This is a genomic window from Kordia aestuariivivens (assembly GCF_014397005.1).
Classification (GTDB): domain Bacteria; phylum Bacteroidota; class Bacteroidia; order Flavobacteriales; family Flavobacteriaceae; genus Kordia; species Kordia aestuariivivens.
This window is the reverse complement of record NZ_JACGWS010000005.1, coordinates 71,983-97,460: the sequence shown is the minus strand read 5'-3', so window position 1 is coordinate 97,460 and position 25,478 is coordinate 71,983. Positions and strand designations below refer to the sequence as shown.

The window sequence follows — 25,478 nt, the reverse complement described above, 5'->3', positions numbered from 1 at the left end:
TTCACAAATATAGTTATTGAATTATTATTTTATTGTTTAAAAAAGGCTTTATTTTGTGACTATTAAAAGTTTTTTTTTAGTCTATGAATTCTATTCAAGCAACGAATTATTTCGTTCATTTCAATACAAATTGTTACACAAAACTTCACGAACACCTAAGCAATTCAAATTACTCAAAGATTTTTGTTTTGGTAGATTCGGATACACATACGCATTGTTTACCTAGTTTTATGGGCAATTTGCCTACTGAACTCGCTATTGAGATTATAGAAATTCCTTCTGGTGAAATTCATAAAAATATTGAAACATGTACTGGAGTTTGGAATGTACTTTCTGAGTTAGATGCTGACCGAAAGAGTTTATTAATCAATGTTGGTGGCGGTGTTGTGACGGATCTTGGTGGATTTGTGGCTTCTACTTTTAAACGTGGAATTTCATATATTAACGTTCCAACTTCTTTGTTAGCAATGGTTGACGCTTCTGTTGGCGGAAAAACAGGAGTTGATTTAGGCACTTTGAAGAATCAGATTGGTGTGATTAATATTCCCGAAATGGTTTTGATTGATACTTCTTTTTTAAATACGTTACCAGCGAATCAAATGCGCAGCGGTTTGGCAGAAATGTTAAAACACGGATTGATCTATGATGAAGCATATTGGAAAAAGATGATTGATCTTGCTAATTTTACAATTGAAGATTTAGACGATTTGATCTACGAATCAGTTCAAATTAAAAACACAGTAGTCACTGAAGATCCAAAAGAACAAGGAATGCGCAAAATTTTAAATTTTGGACACACACTTGGTCACGCAATTGAATCGTATTTGTTAACACACGAAACAAAAGAAGCGTTGTTACACGGAGAAGCTATTGCAGTCGGAATGGTGCTTGCAAGTTATATTTCCAGCCAACAAGAAGGCTTTTCAACAGAAAAATTAGCTGAGATTAAACGTGTAATGCTCAATATGTATGGAAAAGTTGAATTGAACCATACGGACTATGAAGCTATTATCGAGTTAATGAAATACGATAAGAAAAACTCTCACGGAAACATCAATTTTGTACTATTGAGTGACATCGGAACGCCAGTTTTAGATAAAATTGTACCCAATACTATTATCATAGATGCTTTCAATTTCTACAACGCATAACCTTAAAAAGACATTAAGGTGACATTAATGCTTTCTTTTCAAAAAAAATAGTTGTACTTTTAGTATAGACTAATTAATAAGTGATTCCCACTATTTACCTATGACCGTAGTATTAATTTTAAACGATTATTCCTATGAAAAAAGCAATCATAGATTATAAGAAAGTGACGCCAGAACTCTTATTGCTCCTACAAGAGCGCTATCCTGGCGGTTATAGAGATCGCGATATTATTACTTTTGACGATCACCATAACAATACTATTGAAGCTGTTGAAGTAAAAACAAACGATACCATTTATTTGGTAAAAGTCAGTAGCAAATTACACTATTCTATGGCGAATATAGATAGTGATTCTGACGATTTAGACGAAATTGCGCCTACGCCAGATATTATTAGTGATCTGTCGGAAGAGTAATTACAGATAGCGTTCTTTTATGACACGTACATGATGTCGCTCATGACCTGTGACAACGTGTGCAATAGCACGAACAGACATATTGCTTCCGCTTGCAACACCTACTCTAGCAAACATGTCATCAGAAAACCCTTGAAACATCGTAATTGTTGCTTGACGAATTGCATTGTATTCGCGTAACATTTCCATGCTATTGCGCTCATTAGCATCCGAAAATGGAACATAATCATCTTGTTCAAAACCAGGCAATTCAGTTTTGTCATTTCGCGCAAAGCGTAATGCTCTATTGCAAAAGATACGTTCGGTATCCATAATGTGTTGCAACACTTCTTTTATTGTCCATTTTCCTTCTGCATACGCACTTCGCAACTTTTCTTCTGTTAAGGAAGTCATTAGGTCATTGATACTTGTCACACCTTTTTCAAGCGCATCTAATACATCTTCTCCTTTTAAATGTTGAACGTATTGACTATAATACGGATTGTACTCTGTAGGTTCTGGAAATGGTATCATGTGTAGTTTTTTAGTTTTTTTGCGTGATGAAGATACTATTATTTCATCATTTGAAAAAATTTGTAACGTCACATTAGTCGTAAGAAATTCACGTTTTAAACAAATGAATCCATATTGTTCTGGAAATTCGCATGTTAAAAAAAGACAAGCCAATCATAGCAGCAGCAATCATCAAGAAAATTTGAAAATTATCTCCAATTCCAACGATATACGAAAGCATTATAAACAAACCAACTGCTCCTGCAATGGTTAACATATAACTGACATACATTGCACCAAAAAAATAACCCGGCTCTTTTTCAAATTTATACTTACAAACGCTACAATGCGCGTGCATTTTTGGCATTCGTAGTTTATATAACAATCCTTTTTTCTTAAAAATCTTCCCTTTATTACAACTAGGACACGTTCCTTGATAGATATTTTGAAGTGTATTTCCCATGTTTTTTATTTTAATACAAAGTTAGAAACCAATCAAATCGAATAAAGTTTGTATTTTCACTTTTTATAGCACAAAAAAGACATTTACAAAGAAATGAAATTATTACCTGTTTACAATATTTCACAATTTAAAGAAGACAAACCAAGCAAACACTTATATTGCAATCGGTTTGAAGAGCATTTGCGCACACATCCGTTTATTGAAAAACCACACATACATGATTTTCATTTAGTTGTCCTATTTACAAAAGGAACAGGAACACATATTGTCGATTTTAATACCTATGAAATTAACGCAGGAAGCGTATTTGTATTACAACCCGGACAAATGCATCATTGGAATTTATCAAAAGATATTGATGGCTTTATTTTATTTCATTCGAAAGAATTTTACAATGTACATTTCAGACATAAGCAAATAAACGATTATCCGTTTTACTATTCCACTTACAACACACCTAAATTACGTTTGAACGCACCACAAACACAAACTATTACTTCATTTTTTGAAATGATTCTTGCTGAATATACTTCACGAAAACTTTTCAATGAACATTCAATTTTAAATTTATTAGATTTAATTTATATTGAACTATCACGTCACTACATTACACCTACACAATTACAAGTCAAGCGATATCATACTATTTTACGCAGCTTTGAAGAACTCCTTGAACAATTTTATAAGTATGAAAAAAAACCTTCTTTTTATGCTAGTAGATTAAATATTACATTGAAACATTTGAATCGAATCTGCAAAGAAACATTACAAAAAACAGCAACAACAGTCATTACAGACAGAATTATTTTGGAAGCAAAACGATTATTATTAACACCTGAATTAGCTGTAAATGAAATTGCAAATCGACTCGGATTCGAGGATTACTCCTATTTTTCAAGATTATTCAAGCAAAAAACACAACGAACTCCTTCAAGTTTTCGGAGTTCAGCGTATTAGATTATTTAATCGTCAATAATCTAACCATTTTCACCAAAAGGCAAAGAGATTAACTTACTACAATTCAAGGAATTGTGGTAGGCTTTATTAGCATCAACTTCGCATTTTCACTACTATTGAGTTATTATTAACTTTTAAAATCATATCAATTATGGAAAAATTTAAAAAATTTCAATTGCCAAATGTTACAACAGTAAGAATAATTGGAGGCAATGGAGAAGATGAAGAAGGGCCTATTACTAACTTAGGTACTGTTACAAATGAAGGTGACGCATAATCACTCCTATTTTAACGAAATAAGCTTTAATACTATTTAATTAATTTTAAAATCATATCAATTATGGAAAAATTTAAAAAATTTCAATTGCCAAATGTTACAACAATAAAAATTATTGGAGGAAATAACGGAAGTGAAGATGTACCTATTACTAACTTAGGTACTGTTACAAATGAAGGTGACGTATAATCACTCTTGTTTATAACAGTATGCTGCAACATAAAAACATTCAGATTAACTGTATTAAAGTAAGCCTGAATGTTTTTTTTATAGTGTATAATCTCCTTTTTTAAACTTCTAAGAAGTCTAACATTCAAAGCGGTAGCTGAGCTTGTCGAAGCTACGCTGAATTTCGACTCGCGTTAATGTTTCCAAACAACGAACGTGTCACCATTTTTTCATATACTTTTAGTTCGGCTTCATTTGCTTCTGGATCTTTTTGTAATTCTTGTATTTTGCGCAATGCAAATTGTTGAATCGTTAACAACGGTAAAACAATCTTTTCACGCGCATGAATTGACGCTTTTCCAGCGGGCTGATTTTGCATTAATTCATCATAGCCAGTTACTTTTAGTAACATTGCTTTTGTACGTTCATACTCTTCAAAAATGATGCTCCAAAATTCTCCAAACTCCTCATTTTGTTTCATATATGCGGTTAACTTAAAGAAAGACTTCGTTAAGCTCATCATACTGTTTTCAAGTAATGTGCGGAAAAATGCAGAGTTTTTATATAATGTTAATACTTGATCAAATTCTCCTTTTTTCTCCATCTCTTCTAGCGCAGTTCCAACACCATAAAATCCTGGAACATTTTGCTTGAGTTGACTCCAACTTCCTACAAACGGAATGGCACGTAAGTCTGAGAAATTGAACTCTTTAGACTTAGAACGTTTTGATGGACGACTTCCAATATTGGTCTTTGCATAATATTTCAACGTACTCATTCGCTCCAAATACGGTAAAAACATCGGATGCTTTTTAAAGGCAACATACGTGTCATAACTTACCGAAGCAAGTGCTTCCATGGTCTTTTTATCATCTTGTGAAAATTCTGCAGTAGTGTTTGAAAATATTTCGTTTGAGATTCCTGAACTCAACAATTGCTCTAAGTTGTATTGACACGAATCCAAGGTTCCAAAGTTTGAACTAATTGTTTGTCCTTGCACTGTTAATTGAATTTCTTCATCTTCAACCGTACTTCCTAAAGACGCATAGAATTGGTGTGTTTTTCCGCCTCCACGTGCTGGCGGTCCGCCTCTACCATCAAAGAAGATTACTTTAATGCCATATTCACGAGAAACTGCTGTGAGTTCTTCTTTTGCTTTAAAAATACTCCAGTTTGCCATTAAATAGCCACCATCTTTCGTTCCATCAGAGAAACCTAACATTATGTATTGTTTGTTGTCACGTGCTTTTAAATGCGCTGCATACGCTTCATTTTCATATAAAGTTCGCATGACTGCTTGCGCTGCTTGCAAATCAGGAACCGTTTCAAATAATGGCGAAACGTCAACATTTGGTTGTTTCCAATCGCACAAACGCAACATGGTAAATGCTTCCATAACATGTAATGCCGATTGATTGTTACTGATTATATATCGATTTGCGCCGCGTTCACCATTACGAGCTTGAATGGTTTTCATTGCATAAATAGACGAAATTGTTGAATTTGTAATTTCATCCTCAAAATATTCAGGCTGAATAACTTGGGTTACTTCTGAAAGTAATTTTATTTTTTCTTCTTCGGTTACATTTATGTAGCTTCCTGAAAACAAAGCAGTTCCTTTAGTTTTCATAGTACTCACAATGTTTTCAAATACACCTTGATGCACACGTGAATCTTGACGAATGTCTAACATCGCAAAGTGATATCCAAAAAGCTTTACTTTATTAATTAAATCATCAATCTCCGCACAGAATAAGGACTTATGATCTGTAACAACCACATGCCTGATCGCTTTCAGTTCTTTTTCAAACTCATCTAACGACAACATTCCATCTTCTTTTCGCAAATACACGTTCTTGTAGAACATCGTTTCCAATCGCGCCAAACGCTTCTCTACACCATCAAATGTAAGTCTACGCTTAAGTTTACGAATGTCGCGATGATAATTTAACAAAATCGTACTCCGCAAACGTTCGGCTACTTTTAGTGTGATTTCAGTCGTTACAAAAGGATTTCCATCACGATCACCACCTGGCCAAAAGCCTAAATCAATAACTTGGTTGTCAATTTCCTCGTCCTTAAATATATTTTGCTGAATGTAATTGTATATTTTACTTGCCGCATGATAGAAAACGTTCTCCAAATACCAAATTAAACTCACTGCTTCGTCATAAGGTGTTGGTTTTTCTTTTTTAAAGAAAGGAGTTTTTCCTAATTGCGCTAATAATTTTTTAATGGATAATAAATCATTTTTTTCAATCGCTTCCGCGAGATCCGTAATGATTCCTAAAACCTGCCCAGGATAGAACTGCGTTGGATGCGCCGTCAATACAGGGCGAATTTTAAAGCGCTTTAAATGAATTTTTAATGCGTCTAGTTTGCCTTTTTCTTCTGCTTCTTCCTTTATATTTCGCAACGTTCCTCGTCCATCCATATTATTCACAATTGGAAACGAAGCATCTTCTACCGCATCAAATAAAACTACCTGACGTTCAATATATTGAATAAATCGAAAGAGCAAATTAGTTTTTTCCTTTTCGTCTTTATCTTCTACATAACGTTCAAAAAATTTGTCTACAATTTCTGTTGGATTTTTGTCAATTGCGTACCCTTTTTCACAAATCTCACTAAATAAAGGCAATAACACACCTGTATTGGAGATTTCATCAAAAGGCAACGTCATAAAAATACTGTTGTAAATTTGATATTTAGAAGATATATTTTCTTGAAAACGCTCTAGTTTTGGCTTGCGAGACATAAGTTTGGTATTTTGGTATTAAAAGATGTTTATTCAAATGAAAGGTTTAAAACCTTAGATTCTAATTTTTAAATGGATTCGCTTAATTAATAATTTATAGTTCGTCTTTCAGACTGCTACAAATTAAGTCATAAGATCCTGATTTTCATCAGGATTAGTTCAACTAGTAATTTATAGTTCGTCTTTCAGACTTCTACAAATTAAGTCATAAGATCCTGATTTTCATCAGGATTAGTTCAACTAATAATTTCTAGTTCGTCTTTCAGACTGCTACAAATTAAGTCATAAGATCCTGATTTTCATCAGGATTAGTTCAACTAATAATTTCTAGTTCGTCTTTCAGACTGCTACAAATTAAGTTTCACTAATAAAAAAACCCTTACACGAAAAGCGCAAGGGTTTATGCTATTATTTCGTTGTCTTTTTATAAATCATTAAAGATTGAGTGCATCAAACGGTTTTTATCGTTGATACTTTCTTCTAGTGAAATCATTGTTTCTGTACGCGATACACCTTCAATATCATCAATCATAAAAATGATGTCTTTGGCATGTTTGGTATGTTTTGCACGTACTTTACAGAAGATATTAAATTTTCCTGTCGTAATATGAGCTACCGTGATATATGGAATTTCATGTATTCTGTTTAACACAAATTTGGTTTGCGAGGTTTTTTCCAAGAAAATACCCACATACGCGATAAATGAATATCCTAATTTTTGATAGTCTAACGTTAAGGAAGAACCTTTAATGATTCCAGCTTCTTCTAATTTTTTCACACGAACGTGAACCGTTCCTGCAGAAATTAATAATTTTTTTGCGATGTCTGTAAATGGAATTCTAGTATTCTCAATCAACATGTCTAATATCTGATGATCTACTTCATCTAACCTAAATTTTGCCATGATTATCTTATATTATTTTTTAAAGATAATGCAAAAAAAACAAAAAAAATCGAATAATAATGCATAAAACAACATAAGATATGTTAACTAATTGTCAATTTTATTGAATTTTCTTAAATATTCCATAACGTCAACATCCAACGAAAACGATTGAAATATATAGGTCTGAGCGATTGGCTCCTGAAAATCAATTATTTTGTGTGCGAACGATTTTTTTAGCATTTTTTTGTCTTCAATGTACGGTTCAAAGTCAATTTTGCCATTATTTAGGATTTCTTCGTACATCACGCCAAGATCAAAAGTTTCATTTTGGTCCGTTTGAACGTTTTTTAGCACAAGGTCATAATGTAGTTTTTCATTCTCAGGAATTTCAAAATAAGCGTCTGTAAACCTTCCTTTAATTTCATTGGAAGCAATATATTGAATTGCATCGATCATTGCATAAAAAATCAATTCTCGTGTTTTTTCACGATGGTAATCATCAGGGAAATGCCCAGCTTCAAATAAAATAGTTGGTGTTCCAAGTGATTGAAACGTATCGCCAACACAATTCAGATTGAAACCATCATCATACCTTCCTACATGATTTGGGATGAGTTTTTGCAGCATTTCGTTCATTTTAACAATGATTTCCATGCTTTTCTGACGATTTAGAGTAATTGATCTCGCTGCGTCTTCCGAAGGCGTTAAAAAAGACACTATCGCCGATTTATCAAAATTTCCAGCACTAAATATCGTTCGTTGCCCATGAAGATTGAAGCAAAAGTCAGGTTGAAACTCATTATATATAGTTCTTAATACCACACTTTCTGGTTGTGAACGCACTTGCGCATCTCGATTTAAGTCAATTTCATTCGCATTTATACGTGTATACGCTGCAGCTCCATCCGGATTTAACATCGGAATGATACAGATTGTACAGTTGCTTAAAATAGTTTCTGCAACAGCTGAAGGTTCATTTAAAAAGTTTATTAAATCAAAAACGGCTTTCGTAGTTGTGGATTCGTTTCCGTGCATTTGTGACCACATCAATATTTTTTTCGTTCCATTTCCGATTGTTAGGGAATGAATAGGGCGCTCTAAAACTGAAACTCCAATTTGTGTTAGATTGAATTTTTTTGGCAGTTTTTCCAATAGGGAAGATATATGTTCGAGCGTGATGTAACGACCGTGTAAAGTTGCTTCAAAATGTGTGCGATACCAATTTGATAAGTGATGTGTGTACATAAATTGTTCTGATTACAGATTACAAATGTAAACATTGTTTATTTTACAATTGTAAACATGCTTATGTTACAAGTGTGTTTATTATTGTAAACAAGTATCCATTATTATGAGCCATGCAAGCACACAAAGATGTAGTAGATAATAGTAATTAAACATTTTATGTATTAAATATCTGTATTTCAATATTTTAAACAACATTACTTAAAGTAATTTATAACCGTTAGCAATGAATTAACAAAGTTTATTTGGTTGCTTTGCACAATCTATTTACTTTTGTAAACACAATTACACGCTAACAATTGTTTACAATGATAAACACTACCGATTTTTCAAAAAGATTAAAAAAAGTCATTGAATATTACGGACTTTCGGCGTCTGCATTTGCCGATAAGTTAGCGGTACAGCGCTCTAGTATTTCACATATTTTATCTGGTAGAAATAAGCCAAGTTTGGAATTTATCATGAAGATTTTAGGGAATTTTCCAGAGGTAGAATTGTATTGGTTAATGAATGGAAAAGGAAGTTTTCCAAAAATTACTTCCGCAGAAAATGTAAGTACTCCAACTTCAACTTCGCGTCCAAAAATTGAACAGCAATCAATTCAACAATCATTTCCTTTGGGTGAAAAAGTTGCATCCACCATTCCGGAGAACGGGAAAATAATTGACAAGATTGTTATTTTTTACACCGACGGAACTTTTGAAGCATATCAAAAATAAGCGCATTCCTTTCCAGCAATCTTAATTTTTAGTTTCTTTGTATTTACATTCACACCTAAACTACACATTCGTGAAAAACTTCATTTTTAGTATTTGCATCTTAATATTGACAACTTCATGTTATAACGTAGAACAAAATTGTAAAGACTTCCAAATAGGAACTTTTGAATTTACATACGAAATTAATGGAGAAACCAAAACAGGGAAATCTATACGTACAGATAGCTTAAGCATTGATTATTATGATAATAAGATTGATACGTTTACCATTCGTTGGGTGACCGATTGTGAGTTTATAGGCAGAAAGCTCCATCCTATTGATTTTGCAGATAGCAAGCCTATTCAGATGAAGATTATTTCTACGAAAGAAGATTCATATTTGCTTGAATATTCATTGTTAGAAGATCAATCAACAAAAAAACGTGGAACCGTTAAAAAAATAAAGTAGTATGTTCGAAATTTTCGCAAATCCCGATGTTTGGGCAGCCATTATTACGCTGACCTTGTTAGAAATTGTTTTAGGTATTGATAATATTATTTTTATTTCTATTGCCGCAGGAAAGTTACCTGATAAACTTCGCAAGCAAGCGACTAATATTGGCTTGGTTTTGGCAATGGTGATGCGGATTGTGCTGCTTTTTGGGATTTCATTCTTGGTAGCGATGAAAGCACCTTTTTGGCATCTTAATAAAAGTTGGATTTCTGGTGGAATCAGCTGGCAAGCCTTGATATTGTTTGCAGGCGGACTTTTTCTTTTGTATAAAAGTACCAAAGAAATCCATGAAAAAGTTGTCGATCGTGAGCATGACGAACGCGAAGTAAAAAGTCATCGTTCTACAACATTGACCAAAGCAATCGTGCAGATTACCATGATTAATATTGTGTTTTCTTTTGATTCAATTTTGACAGCAATCGGAATGACGAATGGAATTTCTGAAAATCCAACAGACGCGTTAGTTGTTATGGTGATCGCCGTAGTTGTTTCAGTGATTATTATGATGTTGTTTGCAAATCCTGTGGGGAATTTTGTAAACCAGAATCCTTCAATTCAGATTTTAGGATTGTCATTTTTAATTTTGATCGGATTTATGCTGATTGCAGAATCGGCGCATATTTCACATTTAAAAGTGTTTGGACAATCTGTGGGCGCAATTCCTAAAGGATATTTGTATTTCGCTATTGCCTTCTCGTTAATGGTAGAATTTTTGAATTTGCGGATGGCGAAGCGGAAAACGGCTTAAGGATTAGGTATTAGGTATTAGGTATTAGGTATTAGGTATTAGGTATTAGGTAAGTTTTACTTTTACATTTAAAATTTAGCATCTTACATTTATAATTTCAAAAGCTACTTCAAAATCTCATCCAATGCTTGAAAATATTCAGGATACGTGACTAAGTTGTTGTGCAACGCACCTTCTATGGTATAGATTTTTTTAGTACCACTACCCGACTTTTTATAGAGTTTTTGTCCGTGTTCATAAGGAACAACCATATCTTTTGTTCCATGAATGATGTACGTTGGGATGGAAATCTGCTGAATGTTTTCATTGTTCTGAAAAGGATATTGCAACAACCATTTTAAGGGTAAAAACCAGAAACTTTTGCTCGCAATGTCATATACACTCGTAAATGTAGATTCTAATAGTAATAATTTAACGGAGCGTTCTTTAACTACATGCGTTGCAAACGCACCACCAAGTGAACGACCAAAGATCGTGATTTGAGTTGCAGAAAATTTCGTTTGACAATAGTCATAAAATAACAAACCGTCCGCAAGCATCGCTTTGTGACTGCGTTTACCACTACTTTTACCATATCCGCGATAATCCATAATGACGACATCGTATTGATACCGACCAGAAAGTTCTTCTGCCCATTTTCCCCAATATTCAAGTGTTTGTGCATTTCCATGAAAGTATAATAACACTCCTTTCGGATTTGCCTGTTTGTAGTGCAATCCATTTAATACTGCGCCATCAGAAGCTTTTAAGAATAATTCTTCAAAAGGAACTTCGGAAGTGTATACGTGATCTTGTGGCAAAGATTCGCTGCGAAATATAAGTTGTTCTTGAAAATTGAGTAGCATCATTGTAGTGAACAAATATACTATAATGATCGCAATACCTGCAAATTTTAGATATTTTAGATACTTCATTTACTCCTTTTTTCTTCTGAAGTTTAGACTTGAGGTTTGCGGATCTATTTCTTTAGGCAATTCTGAGTGTAATATTTCTTCTAGGAAGCGATGATATTGCGGATATGTATGCATATTATTGTGTCCGCCATCGATCACAGGATATAAACGTGTCCAATTCGGATTAATTTTAGAAAGCTTTACGCTTGTTTTGAATGGAATGAGCTTATCACTTGTTCCATGAATGATTTTGATCGGACATTTTACATATTCAATCCAACGATAAGTTTTTACTGGAAATCGTAAGATTAACGCCATTGGCATGATGGGTAAAAAACGTTTTGTAATGTGTTTGACACTGTAATATGGCGCGTCGAGGATGAGCAGTCGAGGATTGTTATTTGATGCTAATTTCGTTGCAAAACCAGATCCTAACGATCTTCCATAAAGCGTGATGAATCGTTCATCTACTTGGTCTTTTAATCGATCGTACACATATTGTAAATCCCTCTTAATTCCTGCTTCCGTGCGTTTTCCTGTGCTTTTACCATATCCACGGTAATCTACCATTAATACATCAAAACCGTGTCGTGTAAAGTCTACCGCAAACTTTCCCCAACCTTTAATGCTTCTAGAGTTTCCTTTTAGGTATAAAACTACACCTTTTGGATTTTTCACTTTAAAGTGAATTCCGTTGATATTTACGCCAGGATCGACTTCTATATTATATTCATCAAAGAGTTGATTTTCATAATCGAACTTAAAATCGCTCGGCAACTTTTCCGCTTTAAAAATAAAACGTTCTTGCAGAAAGTATAAGGCTACATTCGCAAGAATATAAACGATGATAAAAATGATGATTCCGATTGCCCAATATGACATTTATACGTGTGTTTTTAGAGGTTTAAGATAGGAAATCTTTAGGAAAAATATAAGTATTCACTTATTTTTACTTCATAAGTACTGCAACTACAGCTTTACTTGAGAGAAACGCAATGTTAAGTATAAATTTAATTTAATATTTGCGCGAATAATAATTAACCAAAAATATATAAACCCATGAAAAAAACACTATTTATTATTTTTTTACTATTGTGTGCATTCACGATAAAAGCGCAAGTAATTAATGAAATTCATGTAATTCCAAGTTCAACTATAGATGCCTTAGATGTCGAACTAAGATATAGTCTTTTAAGCCCTGATGACCCAGCAATTTTTACAATTAACAATGATTTAGTAGTCAGCCATATTGAAAACTTAATGACTTATCGTCTTGCTGAGCTTGAAAATGATAATTTAGATGGTGGAAACCCTAATGTTTATTATGCTAGAAGAGTACAATCACATATTTTATTTTATTATTACTTTGAAAATATAGGAGATGAAGATAAAAAAGATGACCACTTAGAATTTTTTAAAGACTATTTTGAATTATTACTTGGAGAACAATGCTATGCAGGGTCTGTAATACCAAACCCTTGTAACTTATCTCACGGAGGTTTTGGTTCAAACACTACAAGTACGGATATAGTGAATGCGTTAACAACAGGTATTGCTTTAGAGGCATATCTTGATGCTCGAAAATTTTTAAAAACTGTTTGTTATAATAATCCTAATGAGCCCATAATGCCTATCTCGGAAACTGAGTTTGAAGATCGCATTCTACAAGCAAAAAATGAACTTCTCGCATATCCTGAGTATAATAATCAATATTTTAATTTAACCGCTACCGCTTTTATGGCTTTAAGCAAGCACATAGATGCCTACAATGACCAAGCAAGTAAAGATTTTTTAGTAAATAAGGGAAGTGAATTATTGAATGTAGGACATCCATTGCGATCAGATGTAAATACTTCTACACAATGGCACTATGCGCAAGATTGGTCTAGTACATATGCATGGAATGAAGGATTTCAAGTAGATGGTTCATGGAAAAGTTTTGGAAGAGATAGAAGCTATACGGAAACTGCTCTTCCAAATGTAAATCCAAGAGTATACGATGCCTATGAAAGATGGCACGATTCAGAATTAGATTATCATGGTATTATGATTGAAGGCATAGCACAACTATACCGGAGGTTAAGTGATCCAACGCTGAAAGCTAATGCAAGGAAAAAAGTGATTGCTAGCATCAATCATTTAATTGACTACAATGGTACAATTAATGGCTTGGAGAATACCACTTTTGAACCATTCTTTGTAGACTTACCGGCTGATTCTTATTATGGAGAATTAAGCCAAACAAGATTGACTACCGATTTCAAAGTTGCTAAATATCATAGGGAATCTAGTGATTACGATCCTGGTGATTTAGGTACTAGTGCCGTGATTGGAGCACAAATACTAAGAAGTCTTATTGTTTCAAAGAATAATTTAAAAACAACATTACTCCCAACAGATATTGATAGACTTAATAAAATGATTGATGGTATGGCTTATGGTATTATACAAGATCCAGCGAGTTTGGCAGTACAACAATTTTACGATCTTGCTCTGTATTTAAACAGAGATGCCATAAACGGAAACTTCCCAGGAACGCAATACACAAACGATAAGTTAATTGTTTCTTTTGAAAATAAATTAATTAGTGCTTTTCATCAAGATGATGTTCCTGCTGGTGATAAGTTAGTTAGAGTAGATAACTTTTACATACACGAACAAGAAAGTTATCAGATGGTTTCTGGAGATTTTAGTGGTGATGGAGATGATGAAGCAATTATTTCATTTGAATACGGAAACATTTACAGATACACCGAGAATACTGATGGAAGACTGACTACAAGCGAACGAATTTACGACGATGGAGTATTAACACTCACGCTTGAAAGTGGAGACTTTAACGATAACGGTAAAGACGAACTTATTGTCGCGCTGGATAACGGAGAAATTCGCAGATATGAAGAAGATTTAAGCGGAGATTTGACACTTATTGAAACTTTTTACTCAAATACGAGTAGAACTATACAAGCTATGAAAGCGTTAGATTTTAATAATAATGGAAAAGATGAGCTTATAGTCGCCTTTGATGATGGTTCAATTAGAAGATACAGAGTGAACACTCCTGGGGATTTAGCTCCTATATTACATCCTATAAATTACATTCCAAACCAATTCGTTACAGCACTAGAATCTGGAGATTTTGATGGTGACGAGAATGAAGAATTGATACTACTTTATGATCATGGAGTAATTAAAAGGTATAAAGAAGAAAATATAGGCGGAACTTTGTCGGTTACAAACGAAACAGTTTATGCTAGTGCCAGCAATGCTCTAAATATAAAAGCTGGAGATTTTGATGATGACATGAAAGATGAGTTAATTATTGCTCTTGACGATGATACAATTTGGAGATATAAAGAAAATGTTTCAGGAGTGCTTACAGCCAATATCAACGGCCCTTTCTATAATCATAATCAATCAGTAAAAGCACTAGCAGTTGGAGATTTTAATAATGATGATACGGAAGAATTAGTTATTTCTTTTCAGTACGGATTGATTTATAGATATTATGAAAATAGCTCTGGAAACCTACAAATTAAAGAAGGTATTTATAATTGTGATAATATTACAAATACAATGGTTGTTCTAGAAAAAAACAGTCCCGTATCAAGAGCGAATGCGCAACAAGATTTGTTATTTGAAGAAGCTATACATATTGACATGAAAGCATTTCCGAATCCAGTTTCAAATATGTTAAAAGTTAGCGGACTTAACTCTGAAGCTAGTTTTTCTATTTACAGTTTAGAAGGAAAATTAATTACAAAAGGAATTGTTCAAAAAGATGGTGAAATTGACTTTTCGAAGCTCTCTAAAGGTTTTTATATTTTAAAAATTGCTAATAATAGTATATTTAAAATTATAAAAAAATAGTATTATCTTTTAGAAAAATAGTTCAGTAAAAAAGCAGTTGACGCTATACAAAAAGTACAAAGTCAACTGCTTTTATTTTTTAATAAAATAGTTCACAAATTACACCTGATTCATGGGCGATCATATTCATATATAAATCTGTATTGATACAAATTTCATGAATTTTTAATCTTCACTATAATCTACCTATAACATTCATACTTTCGTTTTTTGATGTTTTAGATCGTAATTCTTCCAAATTTTACGATTATTTTGAAGTTTCTTGTAAACTTAATAGCACTGTAAGAATAGATTTTTGCAAAAAAACAATTAAATTTACATTCCCCCGCCTTAAAATCTTTTGTAGTAACCCACAAAATTTATTTTTAAATTATTAATATGAAGTATAAAATTATCCTGTTTGCCTGTATTGTATTAAGTAGTACTTTTTGTTTTTCACAAGGCGAAGCCAACATCTGGTATTTTGGGGAAAATGCGGGTTTAGATTTTAATAGCGGAACACCTGTTGCAATTACTGATGGACAAATTGATACTCTTGAAGGTTGTGCAACAATCTCAGATTCTTCAGGACAACTCCTATTTTATACGGACGGAATTACTGTTTGGGACGTAAACCACAATATTATGCCAAACGGAACAGGATTGCAAGGGAATCCTTCAAGCTCTCAATCTGGTATTATTGTGCCTTTCCCAAATGATACCACTCGATATTATATTTTTAGTGTGAATCATAATGCAAGTGATGGAGGTCTTTTTTATAGTGTTGTTGATCTTACGCTGAATGGCGGGACTGGTGATATCGTTGCTGGACAAAAAAATATAGAATTATTACGAAAAAGCGCAGAGAAAATAGCTGCCATAAATGATGACGGAAATGGATATTGGGTTATTGCATACGCAGGACTAACAGGAAATGAAACTACTTTTAATACATACCATGCTTATAGAATAACAGATTCAGGAATTAATACGGTTTCAGTTACATCGTCGTATCCAAGTTGTTCTAGTTCGGACGGAAGAGGATATTTAAAAATTTCGCCTGACTCACAAAAAATTGTCAATTGCAATCAAATTTTAAATCATGTTTGTATGCATCGTTTTGAGAATACATCAGGAATCGTAAGTCCAGAAATAGAGCAATTACAAACAAATGGTAGGCCATATTGCGCTGAATTTTCAGCGAGCTCAGAAAAGCTATATGTTTCTACTGGTGGCGTTTCTAATGGATCAACATCCTTATTTCAATTTACGTTGTCTGCCGCAGATGTTCAAGCTTCAAGAGTCTTAATTCATTCTGAAACTCAAGAACGTGGAGCACTGCAATTGGCTACCGATGGAAAAATTTATTATGCGCGTCCAGACAGAACTTTTATGGGCGCAATAAACGATCCAGAAGCTGACGGAGTTGCCTGTAACTATGTAAATCAAGCTGTTGATTTGAATGGCAGAATGTGCAAACAAGGACTTCCTCCATTTATACAATCATTTTTAAACGTTGGAATTCAGACTACTGAAACTTGTTTCGGAGATGCAACAGCATTCACGGTTAATGCGAACGAAACACTTGTTTCCGTTTTATGGGATTTTGGAGATTCTACAACGTCTACCCTAGAAAATCCTACACATACCTATGCTTCTCCTGGAGTTTATATGATAAGTGTTACCGTAAATTCGCCAACACAATCCATAACCCGAACGAGCACAGTTACAATTTATGATCTTCCAATTGCAAATTCAATTGCAGATGTTATTGTGTGTGATGATGTTTCCAATGATGGCAGCGAAACGCTAGATTTAAGTACTAAAGATGCAGAAGCGTTATTAGGACAACCGATAGGAAGCAATTTTGATGTTAGCTATTACGAAACCATGGATGATGCAGTAAATGATACGAATGTATTACCAACAAATTATACCAGTTCAAATAATAATCAGGAAATATTTGTAAAAGTATTCAACATTGATAATCCAAACTGTTATGCTATAAGTAGTTTTAGGTTCATTATAAACTTGAGTCCAGTTCCAGAAACTATTGCTGATATCAGTATTTGTGATACTTTTAATGATACGCAAGAATCTGTAAGTTTATCTCAATTTACAAGTCAAGTTTTAGGCGCTCAAAATGCTTCAGATTTTGATGTATATTATTATGAAACGATGGCCGATGCGGATCTTGACACAAACAGATTATCTGCAAATTATACAATTCAAAATGCCACGCAAACCATTTTTGCTCGAAAAGAAAACAGTCAAAACTCAACCTGTTTTGTGGTGACTGATTTCACATTCATATTACAAACACAATATGTGGCAAATGCTGTAAACGATTTAATTGTGTGTGATGATGTTAGTAATGATGGTACTGAGTTATTTGATTTAAGTGTTCAAGATGTATTCATTGCAAATGGGCAAACTGGCGCATTCTCTATTAAATATTATACGTCACAAGTAGATGCTGATGCAGATACAAATGAAATTTCTACGAATTTCTCTAACGATACTAACCCACAAGAAATTTTTGTTCGCATCGAAAATGATGTAGAACCAACTTGCTTTGATACGACTTCGTTTTTTATAGAAGTTAAAGATGTTCCTAATGTTGACACAAGCGAAATGATATCGTACTTATGTACGAACGAAAGTGTGACCATTAGTGCGGATGGAGGTTTTGACGAATATTTGTGGTCAACAGGAGAAACGACAACATCAATTACGGTAACCGAACCGGGAATTTACACAGTAACTGTCACCACTAATTATGCTTCATCGCCAGCTGTAAGTTGTAGTAATACACAAACCATACGCGTTATAGAGTCAGATGAAGCTGTCATAACCGATGTCATCATTCAAGATTGGACATTTAATAGCAATCAAGTTGAGATTATTGCGGAAGGAATTGGTGATTACGAATATTCTATTGATGGATTCAACTATCAAGACAGCCCAATTTTCATGAATCTATTAGCTGGAAATCTAACCGTTTATGTAAGAGATAAAAATGGTTGTGGTGTGGTAAGTCAAGAAGTAAGCCTACTATTCTACCCTGGGTTTTTCACACCAAATAGCGATGGATTCAATGATTTTTGGCAAATAATTTCTTCAGAGTATGAACTAGATTTACGTATTTATATATTTAATAGATATGGAAAATTATTAAAAATTCTAAAACCAGAATCACAAGGTTGGGACGGAACTTACAATGGAAAGCAAATGCCATCATCCGATTATTGGTTTTTGGTAGAACGCCCCAGCAATGGATTGTCGTATAAAGGACACTTTACCTTAAAGCGATAACTTTGTAAGAATCGCATCCAAAATAAACGATTCAAATATACATCATAAAAAAGCAGTTAACGCTATACGAAAAGTATAAAGTTAACTGCTTTTATTTTAGTCTGAAAATTTTAACAACCTACGCCTGTGTTGAGCCCATTGCAAGATTCCCCAAAAGAGTTGTTTCCTATAGTTTTAGTGGTATCAACTGTAACACAGCTTCCTACATGTATTGTTTCGCATATTTCCTCTGTTTCATAACAACTTGCCATTGTTGGATAAAACGTAGTTCCTGCACCAGTAGTTTCAGTTTCAGTATCTGCGCCTCCATATTTATTTAGCATGTTTAATTTAGAAACTTTATGTTTTTTAAGTTTTAATAATTTAAAATTTTGTTTTTTCATAATTTATTTGAGTTTTAATGTTACTGTGAACAAAGTAACATTAAAACACATTGCTACGAAAGTTTATGCATTGACAGTTCATAAACTATCAATTGTTTTATTCCTTTTCACGAAGCTTTTTTAGGTATTGAGAAGGATAAATTCCCGTTTCTTGTTTAAATGCTTTTGAGAACGTTTCTTGGCGTTTAAACCCAAATTCTTCGGCAATGGCTTGTATGGTGTACGAACGCAATTTATCATCATTTTTCAAGCGTATCAATGCAGCATTAATTCGTAATTCGGTTATATATGCCTTGAAGGTTTTATGTTTGTAATTATTAATCACATTCGAAATATAGGATGTATTAGATTGTAGTTTATCCGCAACATAACTCAAGCTGCAATCGATCGATAGGTATTCTTCTTTTTCTTCAAATTTTTTAAGCTTTTCAAGAATCAAAGCTGCTTTTTGGTCAGTTACTTTTTCTGAAATAGTAGATGTTTTATTTTTTTCCTGCACTTGTATTTTTTCTAATTCAGCAACCTTTTTTAATACATCTGAAACGTGTTTTTTTACTTTTTTTACTTTTTTTCGATACCATCCAATACTAAAAATTAATAAAACAGTTAATATTCCTGCAATAAAATATAGTTGTTGTTTTTTCTTTTCCGTTGCAAGTATAATTTTTTTTAATTCCTCTAATTCTGATATCAATTCAGGAATATCATTTTTAACATATACTTCATTCATTACTTTGACATCATCAACTCTTTCTTGATCAAATAGTCCTATATAGCGTTCCAAACGCGCTTGTCCTTTTTCTATTTCGCCAATAGCTGTATAACAAACGGCTAGTATTCTATTGAGTTGTCTTTCATTAGAATAGCTCTTTTCAGATTTTTGTATTAGACTATCAACCATTTCTAAATACGTAATCGCTTGCTGGTATTTTTTGAGTTTTGCATAACTTTTTCCTATATAAAAATAGGCGTTGCATAACGTAGCTTCATTATTATCTTCTTTAGCATACGTAACAACTTCTTCTGCTAATGTTATGCTTTCTTGATATATACCTTCTTCAAAACGAATAACAATTTCGGTCAGTAATAAATTATAATATACAATTGTATGTGTAGTTTTTGAGCATTTTCGCAAACCCAAATTACTGTAATACCGAGCTTCTTTAATATAATCTTCACCTGTTGTTTCTTTCATACGCAAATACGTATCAGCGATATTCACATATAATGAAAGTTCATAAGATAATTTTGTTTCATCATCAATGTTAGATTTCTCTAAAACAGCTAAGCTTTCTTTGAAAATTTTGATAGCCTCTGTATAATTTTTATGCATTTTTTTTATAAATGCAATATTTGAAGCCGTTATAATTTCATTTCTAATATTTCTATTTTTCTTGGCGTATTCTTTAGCCATTATATGTGAATTGAGTGCTTTTGAATTTTCACCCATATCAGTAAACACCATTCCTTTTAAATTAAAGCATTGATAAAGCATTACACCATTTTTCTCCTCTTCTTTTAATAATAAAGGAATGGCTTTCTCTACATACTGTAATGTTTTTGAATTATTCGTCAAATAAAAATTACAGTATGCTAATCCATAAAATGTTCTTGCAATTTCAGCTGTATCATTAGTTTGCTTTGCGACTTCATGAGCTTTTTGCATGTATACAAGTGCAGTTGCTGGATTTTTACCTATATTTTGAACATAAAGCTTCGTAAGTTCATCATACGACTTTGTAGCCAACGAATCTGTTTGCGAAAATGCACTAGAAATTGTGCAGAGATAAAAAAATAGAATAAGGATTTTGAAAATTGGAGAACAGAAATACTGTTTGACATTCAACATGTAGTAGTTTTGAAATAAGAGATTAACAAGATAAACAATCTTCATATATCTATACGTATGAATTGTTTGAATATTGTTACTTCAAATTCTCTAAAATAAAATCAACTGTTTTGTTAGTATTTTTGTTTTCCTTGTAAGAATCTGTAATGTGTTTGGAATCTAAAGCACAACCATTTTTTGCTAAGGATTCAATATTGTCTAAATAATCTAACGAAATTTTTCCACGCAATAACGGATTCATGTCTTTACCCGATTTATAGTAATCATAGATTTTTTTCAATCCAGATAAGTATAAATAATCTTTGGTAAATCCACCACCACGATGCGCGCGAACCGAAATATTAAACGCCGTTTCTTTATCTAAATCATAGGTGTTGACAAACTTCCGAAAGGTTGTCGAAAACGAATATCCTTTTGCCAAACTGTCAACTGCAATAACTCTATACGCCAATTCTTTCAAACGTTTTACGGTCAAATTATTGCTCATATATTCTGAAAAAACCGCCAAACCTTCTTGTGTTTCTTCATAATTTGGAAATCCGTTGGAGAATATTTTTAGCGGATGCAACAATCCGTTCATTGTTGTCACCATGTGCACGCCAATTTCATGATTGGTTAACACTGCAATTTCATTATCTGAAAACGTATGATTTTCATTGATAACGAGCGTTTTGATGTTGTTTAACACCATGGCAATTGCGCTCATATCTTTTGAAAATTTTATTTGATATGAAAAATCGTATTGTTTTGAATATTCGCGGAAAAGTGCTTCCGTTTCTTTAGGAGAATATTTTGGTTGAAATTGTGCTTCTGAAGCGTCTTCTTCTTCAAAATGCAAAATGAACTTTGCATTTTCTACATCTTGTTCTGTTGGCGTACCAAACGAACGCAAACTATTATAATAAAATTTTCGTTTCGTTCCAATGGTTTGAATGCATTGTACCAGTCCTGAATACGCATATATTGTATCTTCATACAACTCTCTAGTATATTCGTTTTCAATCAGCTCTACTGGTTGTGAAATAAGTGTTCTATGCAATTGAAAACGATCAAAATCAATTTCAGGATACTTAAATTTTGGATCTGTTAAGTATTTTGATTTGAAGAATTTTTCTTTCTCTTCTTCTATGTTTATAGGATTGACATAACTCAACAACTCGATCTTTTTTACGACGTCGTTTATGTTATTGTCTATTTCAAAAAGCACTTTGCTCGCTACATTAATATCATTCATTCGTACAATTCTTCTTATTTATATTCTGCGTAGAATTTATCTGCATGCATTGGTACAAGCACTTTTAATGCGTGTTCTAAGGCTGCAACAACTTCCGGAAACATGATCTGATTAATTTCGTCGCAATATATCTTTTTTACTTCAGTTGCCAAAACTAAAGTATTGCTAAAATGCTGTGTAATGAATTTTAAAAAATACCCATTCCCTTGAAATGTATCGTTAATTTTTGATGTGGACGCAATTCCGTTTGGCAATTTGATTTCGGACAACATGCTGCGCCAGTCTTCGATGGTTTCACCAAAACGCTCATTGTCTACATTTGCTGTTCCAAAATTGAAGGTTGGCACTTCTCTATCCCAACGTTTCCAGTTGTATGAATGCATATCGTATACAACACACACACCAAATTTTTCTTCTAGTTTTTCAATCAATGCATGCACTACTTTGTAGAAATTTGTATGTTTATCCAAACTCTTTTGCTTCATTGCTTCAGGAAGCGGATTGTGCCATAATTGTTTTCCCCATGCGTCTTCGTAAATAGCACTTTCGGGCGCACGATTTAAGTCGTACTCAAAACGTGAATCCATTCCAGCTATTACTATTGGATGCGATTGTACCATTTCTTTCGTTGCCGGATCTTCTTCAAACCAACGATCATATTCGGTATGCATACAGTTTTCCCAAAGTTCACGTCTAAACTGATGTCCGTCGTGTACAGCGCCGCATGCATACGGAACATACGCGTCAATTTTTATTGTAAAAGAATACTCTGATGAAACTGCTTCAAATAGTTCTTCGTTTTGAATTTTTGCAATGATTTGCGCTATGGTTAGTTTTTCCATGTCTACAACTTATTTAATCGTAAATAGTTTAATACTTTTTTTAATATCAAATACGCCTTTTACATCGCGCGTGATACGAACATCGGCTTTATACTCTAAATTATCTTTTTTTAAGATCGTTTCCAAGTCTTTTTGTTTTTCTTCGGCAGCAGCCAACTGTTTTTTATAGTGTTGTAGCGGTCGAAATGCGATTGCTAATAAAATTCCACCAGCTGCAATTGTTGCTTGAAATATAGGAAATTCAGTCCATTCTACTGATTGCGCATACAATCCAACTAAGATCACAATAATTGCAATTGTTCCTAAAACAGCAGCATCTTTCAATATTCCTTTGCGTGCGAGTTTTAGTGTTTCTAATTCAACATGCACAGCTAGGACTTCTTCTTTTAGAGGTTCATCTAGAATTTTCTCTTTGCTAGTTTCTGTAAGATTTGATACTTTCATCGATTATTTTACCTGTATAAATTCCCCCATTCTGTCCATGAACCATCGTAAACTGCATATTCTTTATACCCTACATATTCAGCGGCTAACGCCAAAATACACGCGGTAATTCCTGTGCCACATGAAAATACAAAGTGTGATTCTTCAGTTTGAAGCAATTCAAAAATTGCTTTTAGTGCTGCTTTCGATTTGAATTGATTGCTTACTAAAAGTTCCGTGTATGGAAGATTTTTTGAAGTCGGAATCTGTCCGCTACGCAAACCTACACGCGGTTCTGGTACTTTTCCTGTAAATCGTGCTTCTGATCGCGCGTCCAAAATTAAGCTTGACTTATTTTGAACCTCTTGAAGCATTCTGTCAAAGTTTCTAAACAAATCCAAACGATCTTTTCCTTGAAAATTACCTCGATTTCCAATGTATGTTTTTTTAGCCTCAGAAGAAAATCCAGCTTCTTTCCATAAAGGAAACCCACCATTTAAAACCGCTATATTGTCAAATCCCATTGATTTAAACATGTACCAAACTCTCGGAGCCGAATAGATTCCTAACTCGTCATACACAACAATGGCACTATCATGATTGATTCCGAGTTTCTGTGCTTCTTGTGTAAATGTTGCAACGCTTACCATTGTATTGGGAAATGGCGCATTTAGTTCGCTAAAAACTTTTTTAATATCAAAAAAGCGTGTGTTGGGAATTTGCTGAGTTTCTGCTTGCGAAGAAGCATTGACCACTTTCGGAATGGTTCCGTTTAAAATAACAAGATTGGTTGCATGAAGATTTTCGTGCAACCAATCTGTTGATACTATTGGATTCGTTAATTGAATATTCATTAAGCTTCGTCTACCGTTTTGCGCAGTCGAACGCGTCTGTCAAATGCTTGTAGTTTGTCCGTTACTTTACTTTCAACAAAGTCAATTACCTTTTCTTGTAGTTTTGCTTTGTAAACTTTGTTAATGTATGTAATTCCTCCTGGCGACATTACATTTACTTCTACGAGTTTTCCGCCAATCACATCAATTCCAACAAAATACAATCCATCATTGACTAATTTTGGACCAATTTGTTTGCACAATGCTTTTTCTTCTTTGGTTAACGTATGTTTTGCTATTGTTCCGCCGGCACTTACATTCGATCGGTGATCGTCATTTCCAGGGATTCGACGCATTGCTCCTATCGGTTCGCCATTTAGTAATAAAATTCGAACGTCTCCTTGATCAGCACCTTCTATATAATCTTGAAGAATTACGTAGTTAGATGAACCATCGCCACTCGTAATGTAAAAATCTAATAATGATTTAATGTTATTCATGGCTGATTTTTCAATCAGAATTACTCCTGAACCTCCAAAACCGTTTAATGGTTTTAGAATCATTTTATCAGCTTTCGATTCTTTAATTTGTTCAACTAAATAATCTTTATTTTTTGATACATGTGTATTTGGAATAATGTTGCTATGCGCATCACCAAAAGCCGCTGTGTATAATTTATTATTTGCTTCTCGCATTCCTTGAAGCGAGTTTACAATGAATACATCATCTTTCACAGAATCCAAAAAGTTTAACATAATTGGATCTAATGGCGGGTTTGCTCTCATGAATATGACATCAAAACCAGCTAACGGAAGCATTTCTTCACGCAATACTGCTTTTCCATAAAATGCTTTTAATGTGCTTGGCACTTTATCCATTCTACTAATTACAGTACAAAAAGCATTGGTTACGCTATCACGAATGGTTAAGTTAGAAGGCGTACAAATTGCAGCGCCATGTCCTCTTTTTACACATTCTTTGATTAAAGCTAGACTTGTATCGTTTTCTGGGTCGATTTCTTCCCAAGGATACATTAAGAAACAGATATTCATTGAGGTTATATTTTGGTTGGTTTATTTGATCT

The 25,478-nt window shown here is 33.4% G+C and carries 24 protein-coding genes; 10 read left to right on the top strand and 14 right to left on the bottom strand.

The window, feature by feature from the left end; translation table 11 throughout:
- The first annotated feature begins 83 nt into the window (after positions 1 to 83).
- Positions 84 to 1,151 (top strand): 3-dehydroquinate synthase, encoded by a 1,068-nt coding sequence (gene aroB / locus H2O64_RS09595; RefSeq protein ID WP_187561974.1) that lies wholly within the window; start codon positions 84 to 86, stop codon positions 1,149 to 1,151.
- Positions 1,152 to 1,285: 134 nt separating this feature from the next.
- The gene (locus tag H2O64_RS09590) at positions 1,286 to 1,567 is read left to right on the top strand and encodes a hypothetical protein (protein ID WP_187561973.1); all 282 of its coding nucleotides are present in this window, start codon (positions 1,286 to 1,288) and stop codon (positions 1,565 to 1,567) included.
- On the opposite strand, the gene H2O64_RS09585 is transcribed toward H2O64_RS09590, so the two are convergent.
- Together H2O64_RS09585 and H2O64_RS09580 are read right to left on the bottom strand one after the other, a co-directional pair.
- Entirely contained in the window at positions 1,568 to 2,080 is a 513-nt protein-coding gene (locus tag H2O64_RS09585) for a DinB family protein (RefSeq protein ID WP_187561972.1), read from the bottom strand.
- Positions 2,081 to 2,168: 88 nt separating this feature from the next.
- Positions 2,169 to 2,522, bottom strand: a complete 354-nt coding sequence (locus H2O64_RS09580) for a DUF983 domain-containing protein (RefSeq protein WP_187561971.1) — start codon at positions 2,520 to 2,522, stop codon at positions 2,169 to 2,171.
- A 93-nt stretch (positions 2,523 to 2,615) separates the two neighbouring features.
- Here H2O64_RS09580 and H2O64_RS09575 point away from each other — a divergent pair, with 93 nt between their 5' ends.
- The 3 genes from H2O64_RS09575 to H2O64_RS24185 all read left to right on the top strand — a co-directional run bounded on the left by H2O64_RS09575 (position 2,616) and on the right by H2O64_RS24185 (position 3,945).
- The gene (locus H2O64_RS09575) at positions 2,616 to 3,479 is read left to right on the top strand and encodes an AraC family transcriptional regulator (protein ID WP_187561970.1); all 864 of its coding nucleotides are present in this window, start codon (positions 2,616 to 2,618) and stop codon (positions 3,477 to 3,479) included.
- Between the two features lie 151 nt (positions 3,480 to 3,630).
- The gene (locus tag H2O64_RS24190) at positions 3,631 to 3,756 is read left to right on the top strand and encodes a hypothetical protein (protein ID WP_262890639.1); all 126 of its coding nucleotides are present in this window, start codon (positions 3,631 to 3,633) and stop codon (positions 3,754 to 3,756) included.
- A gap of 63 nt (positions 3,757 to 3,819) precedes the next feature.
- Complete coding sequence (locus H2O64_RS24185; protein WP_262890638.1) at positions 3,820 to 3,945, top strand: hypothetical protein; 126 nt, start codon at positions 3,820 to 3,822, stop codon at positions 3,943 to 3,945.
- A gap of 151 nt (positions 3,946 to 4,096) precedes the next feature.
- Here H2O64_RS24185 and H2O64_RS09570 read toward each other — a convergent pair whose 3' ends face one another.
- The 3 genes from H2O64_RS09570 to H2O64_RS09560 form a co-directional block, all read right to left on the bottom strand.
- On the bottom strand, positions 4,097 to 6,682 hold the full coding sequence (locus H2O64_RS09570; protein ID WP_187561969.1) for a phosphoenolpyruvate carboxylase: 2,586 nt from the start codon (positions 6,680 to 6,682) through the stop codon (positions 4,097 to 4,099).
- 424 nt (positions 6,683 to 7,106) lie between these two features.
- The gene (locus H2O64_RS09565; protein ID WP_187561968.1) at positions 7,107 to 7,586 is read right to left on the bottom strand and encodes an Lrp/AsnC family transcriptional regulator; all 480 of its coding nucleotides are present in this window, start codon (positions 7,584 to 7,586) and stop codon (positions 7,107 to 7,109) included.
- An 87-nt stretch (positions 7,587 to 7,673) separates the two neighbouring features.
- Complete coding sequence (locus tag H2O64_RS09560) at positions 7,674 to 8,813, bottom strand: M14 family metallopeptidase (RefSeq protein ID WP_187561967.1); 1,140 nt, start codon at positions 8,811 to 8,813, stop codon at positions 7,674 to 7,676.
- Between the two features lie 308 nt (positions 8,814 to 9,121).
- Here H2O64_RS09560 and H2O64_RS09555 point away from each other — a divergent pair, with 308 nt between their 5' ends.
- From H2O64_RS09555 to H2O64_RS09545, 3 genes are all read left to right on the top strand, one after another.
- The gene (locus tag H2O64_RS09555; protein ID WP_187561966.1) at positions 9,122 to 9,532 is read left to right on the top strand and encodes a helix-turn-helix domain-containing protein; all 411 of its coding nucleotides are present in this window, start codon (positions 9,122 to 9,124) and stop codon (positions 9,530 to 9,532) included.
- A 70-nt stretch (positions 9,533 to 9,602) separates the two neighbouring features.
- The gene (locus H2O64_RS09550) at positions 9,603 to 9,980 is read left to right on the top strand and encodes a hypothetical protein (protein WP_187561965.1); all 378 of its coding nucleotides are present in this window, start codon (positions 9,603 to 9,605) and stop codon (positions 9,978 to 9,980) included.
- Position 9,981: 1 nt separating this feature from the next.
- The gene (locus tag H2O64_RS09545; protein ID WP_187561964.1) at positions 9,982 to 10,773 is read left to right on the top strand and encodes a TerC family protein; all 792 of its coding nucleotides are present in this window, start codon (positions 9,982 to 9,984) and stop codon (positions 10,771 to 10,773) included.
- A 104-nt stretch (positions 10,774 to 10,877) separates the two neighbouring features.
- Here the strand turns inward: H2O64_RS09545 and H2O64_RS09540 are convergent, their stop codons facing one another.
- Complete coding sequence (locus tag H2O64_RS09540; RefSeq protein WP_187561963.1) at positions 10,878 to 11,687, bottom strand: alpha/beta hydrolase; 810 nt, start codon at positions 11,685 to 11,687, stop codon at positions 10,878 to 10,880.
- Positions 11,688 to 12,548, bottom strand: coding sequence for an alpha/beta hydrolase (locus tag H2O64_RS09535; protein WP_187561962.1), 861 nt, complete (start codon positions 12,546 to 12,548; stop codon positions 11,688 to 11,690).
- 177 nt (positions 12,549 to 12,725) lie between these two features.
- On the opposite strand from H2O64_RS09535, the gene H2O64_RS09530 reads away from it, so the two are divergent.
- Both H2O64_RS09530 and H2O64_RS09525 read left to right on the top strand, forming a co-directional pair.
- Positions 12,726 to 15,536, top strand: coding sequence for an FG-GAP-like repeat-containing protein (locus H2O64_RS09530; protein ID WP_187561961.1), 2,811 nt, complete (start codon positions 12,726 to 12,728; stop codon positions 15,534 to 15,536).
- Positions 15,537 to 15,914: 378 nt separating this feature from the next.
- Positions 15,915 to 18,830 carry a T9SS type B sorting domain-containing protein gene (locus tag H2O64_RS09525; RefSeq protein WP_187561960.1) on the top strand — a complete coding sequence of 972 codons (2,916 nt, stop codon included), beginning with the start codon at positions 15,915 to 15,917 and terminating at the stop codon, positions 18,828 to 18,830.
- Positions 18,831 to 18,940: 110 nt separating this feature from the next.
- On the opposite strand, the gene H2O64_RS09520 is transcribed toward H2O64_RS09525, so the two are convergent.
- From H2O64_RS09520 to gshB, 7 genes are all read right to left on the bottom strand, one after another.
- A complete protein-coding gene (locus tag H2O64_RS09520; RefSeq protein ID WP_187561959.1) occupies positions 18,941 to 19,213 on the bottom strand; it encodes a hypothetical protein in 273 nt (90 codons plus the stop codon).
- A gap of 97 nt (positions 19,214 to 19,310) precedes the next feature.
- Positions 19,311 to 21,062 carry a helix-turn-helix domain-containing protein gene (locus H2O64_RS09515; protein WP_187561958.1) on the bottom strand — a complete coding sequence of 584 codons (1,752 nt, stop codon included), beginning with the start codon at positions 21,060 to 21,062 and terminating at the stop codon, positions 19,311 to 19,313.
- Between the two features lie 76 nt (positions 21,063 to 21,138).
- On the bottom strand, positions 21,139 to 22,296 hold the full coding sequence (locus H2O64_RS09510) for a flavohemoglobin expression-modulating QEGLA motif protein (RefSeq protein ID WP_187561957.1): 1,158 nt from the start codon (positions 22,294 to 22,296) through the stop codon (positions 21,139 to 21,141).
- A 14-nt stretch (positions 22,297 to 22,310) separates the two neighbouring features.
- Positions 22,311 to 23,138 (bottom strand): N-formylglutamate amidohydrolase, encoded by an 828-nt coding sequence (locus H2O64_RS09505; protein WP_187561956.1) that lies wholly within the window; start codon positions 23,136 to 23,138, stop codon positions 22,311 to 22,313.
- Between the two features lie 9 nt (positions 23,139 to 23,147).
- Positions 23,148 to 23,582, bottom strand: coding sequence for a hypothetical protein (locus H2O64_RS09500; RefSeq protein ID WP_187561955.1), 435 nt, complete (start codon positions 23,580 to 23,582; stop codon positions 23,148 to 23,150).
- An 8-nt stretch (positions 23,583 to 23,590) separates the two neighbouring features.
- On the bottom strand, positions 23,591 to 24,415 hold the full coding sequence (locus H2O64_RS09495) for a sulfurtransferase (RefSeq protein ID WP_187561954.1): 825 nt from the start codon (positions 24,413 to 24,415) through the stop codon (positions 23,591 to 23,593).
- On the bottom strand, positions 24,415 to 25,446 hold the full coding sequence (gene gshB, locus H2O64_RS09490; RefSeq protein WP_187561953.1) for a glutathione synthase: 1,032 nt from the start codon (positions 25,444 to 25,446) through the stop codon (positions 24,415 to 24,417). Before gshB ends, H2O64_RS09495 begins: the two co-directional genes overlap by 1 nt.
- Between the last annotated feature and the right edge of the window lie 32 nt (positions 25,447 to 25,478).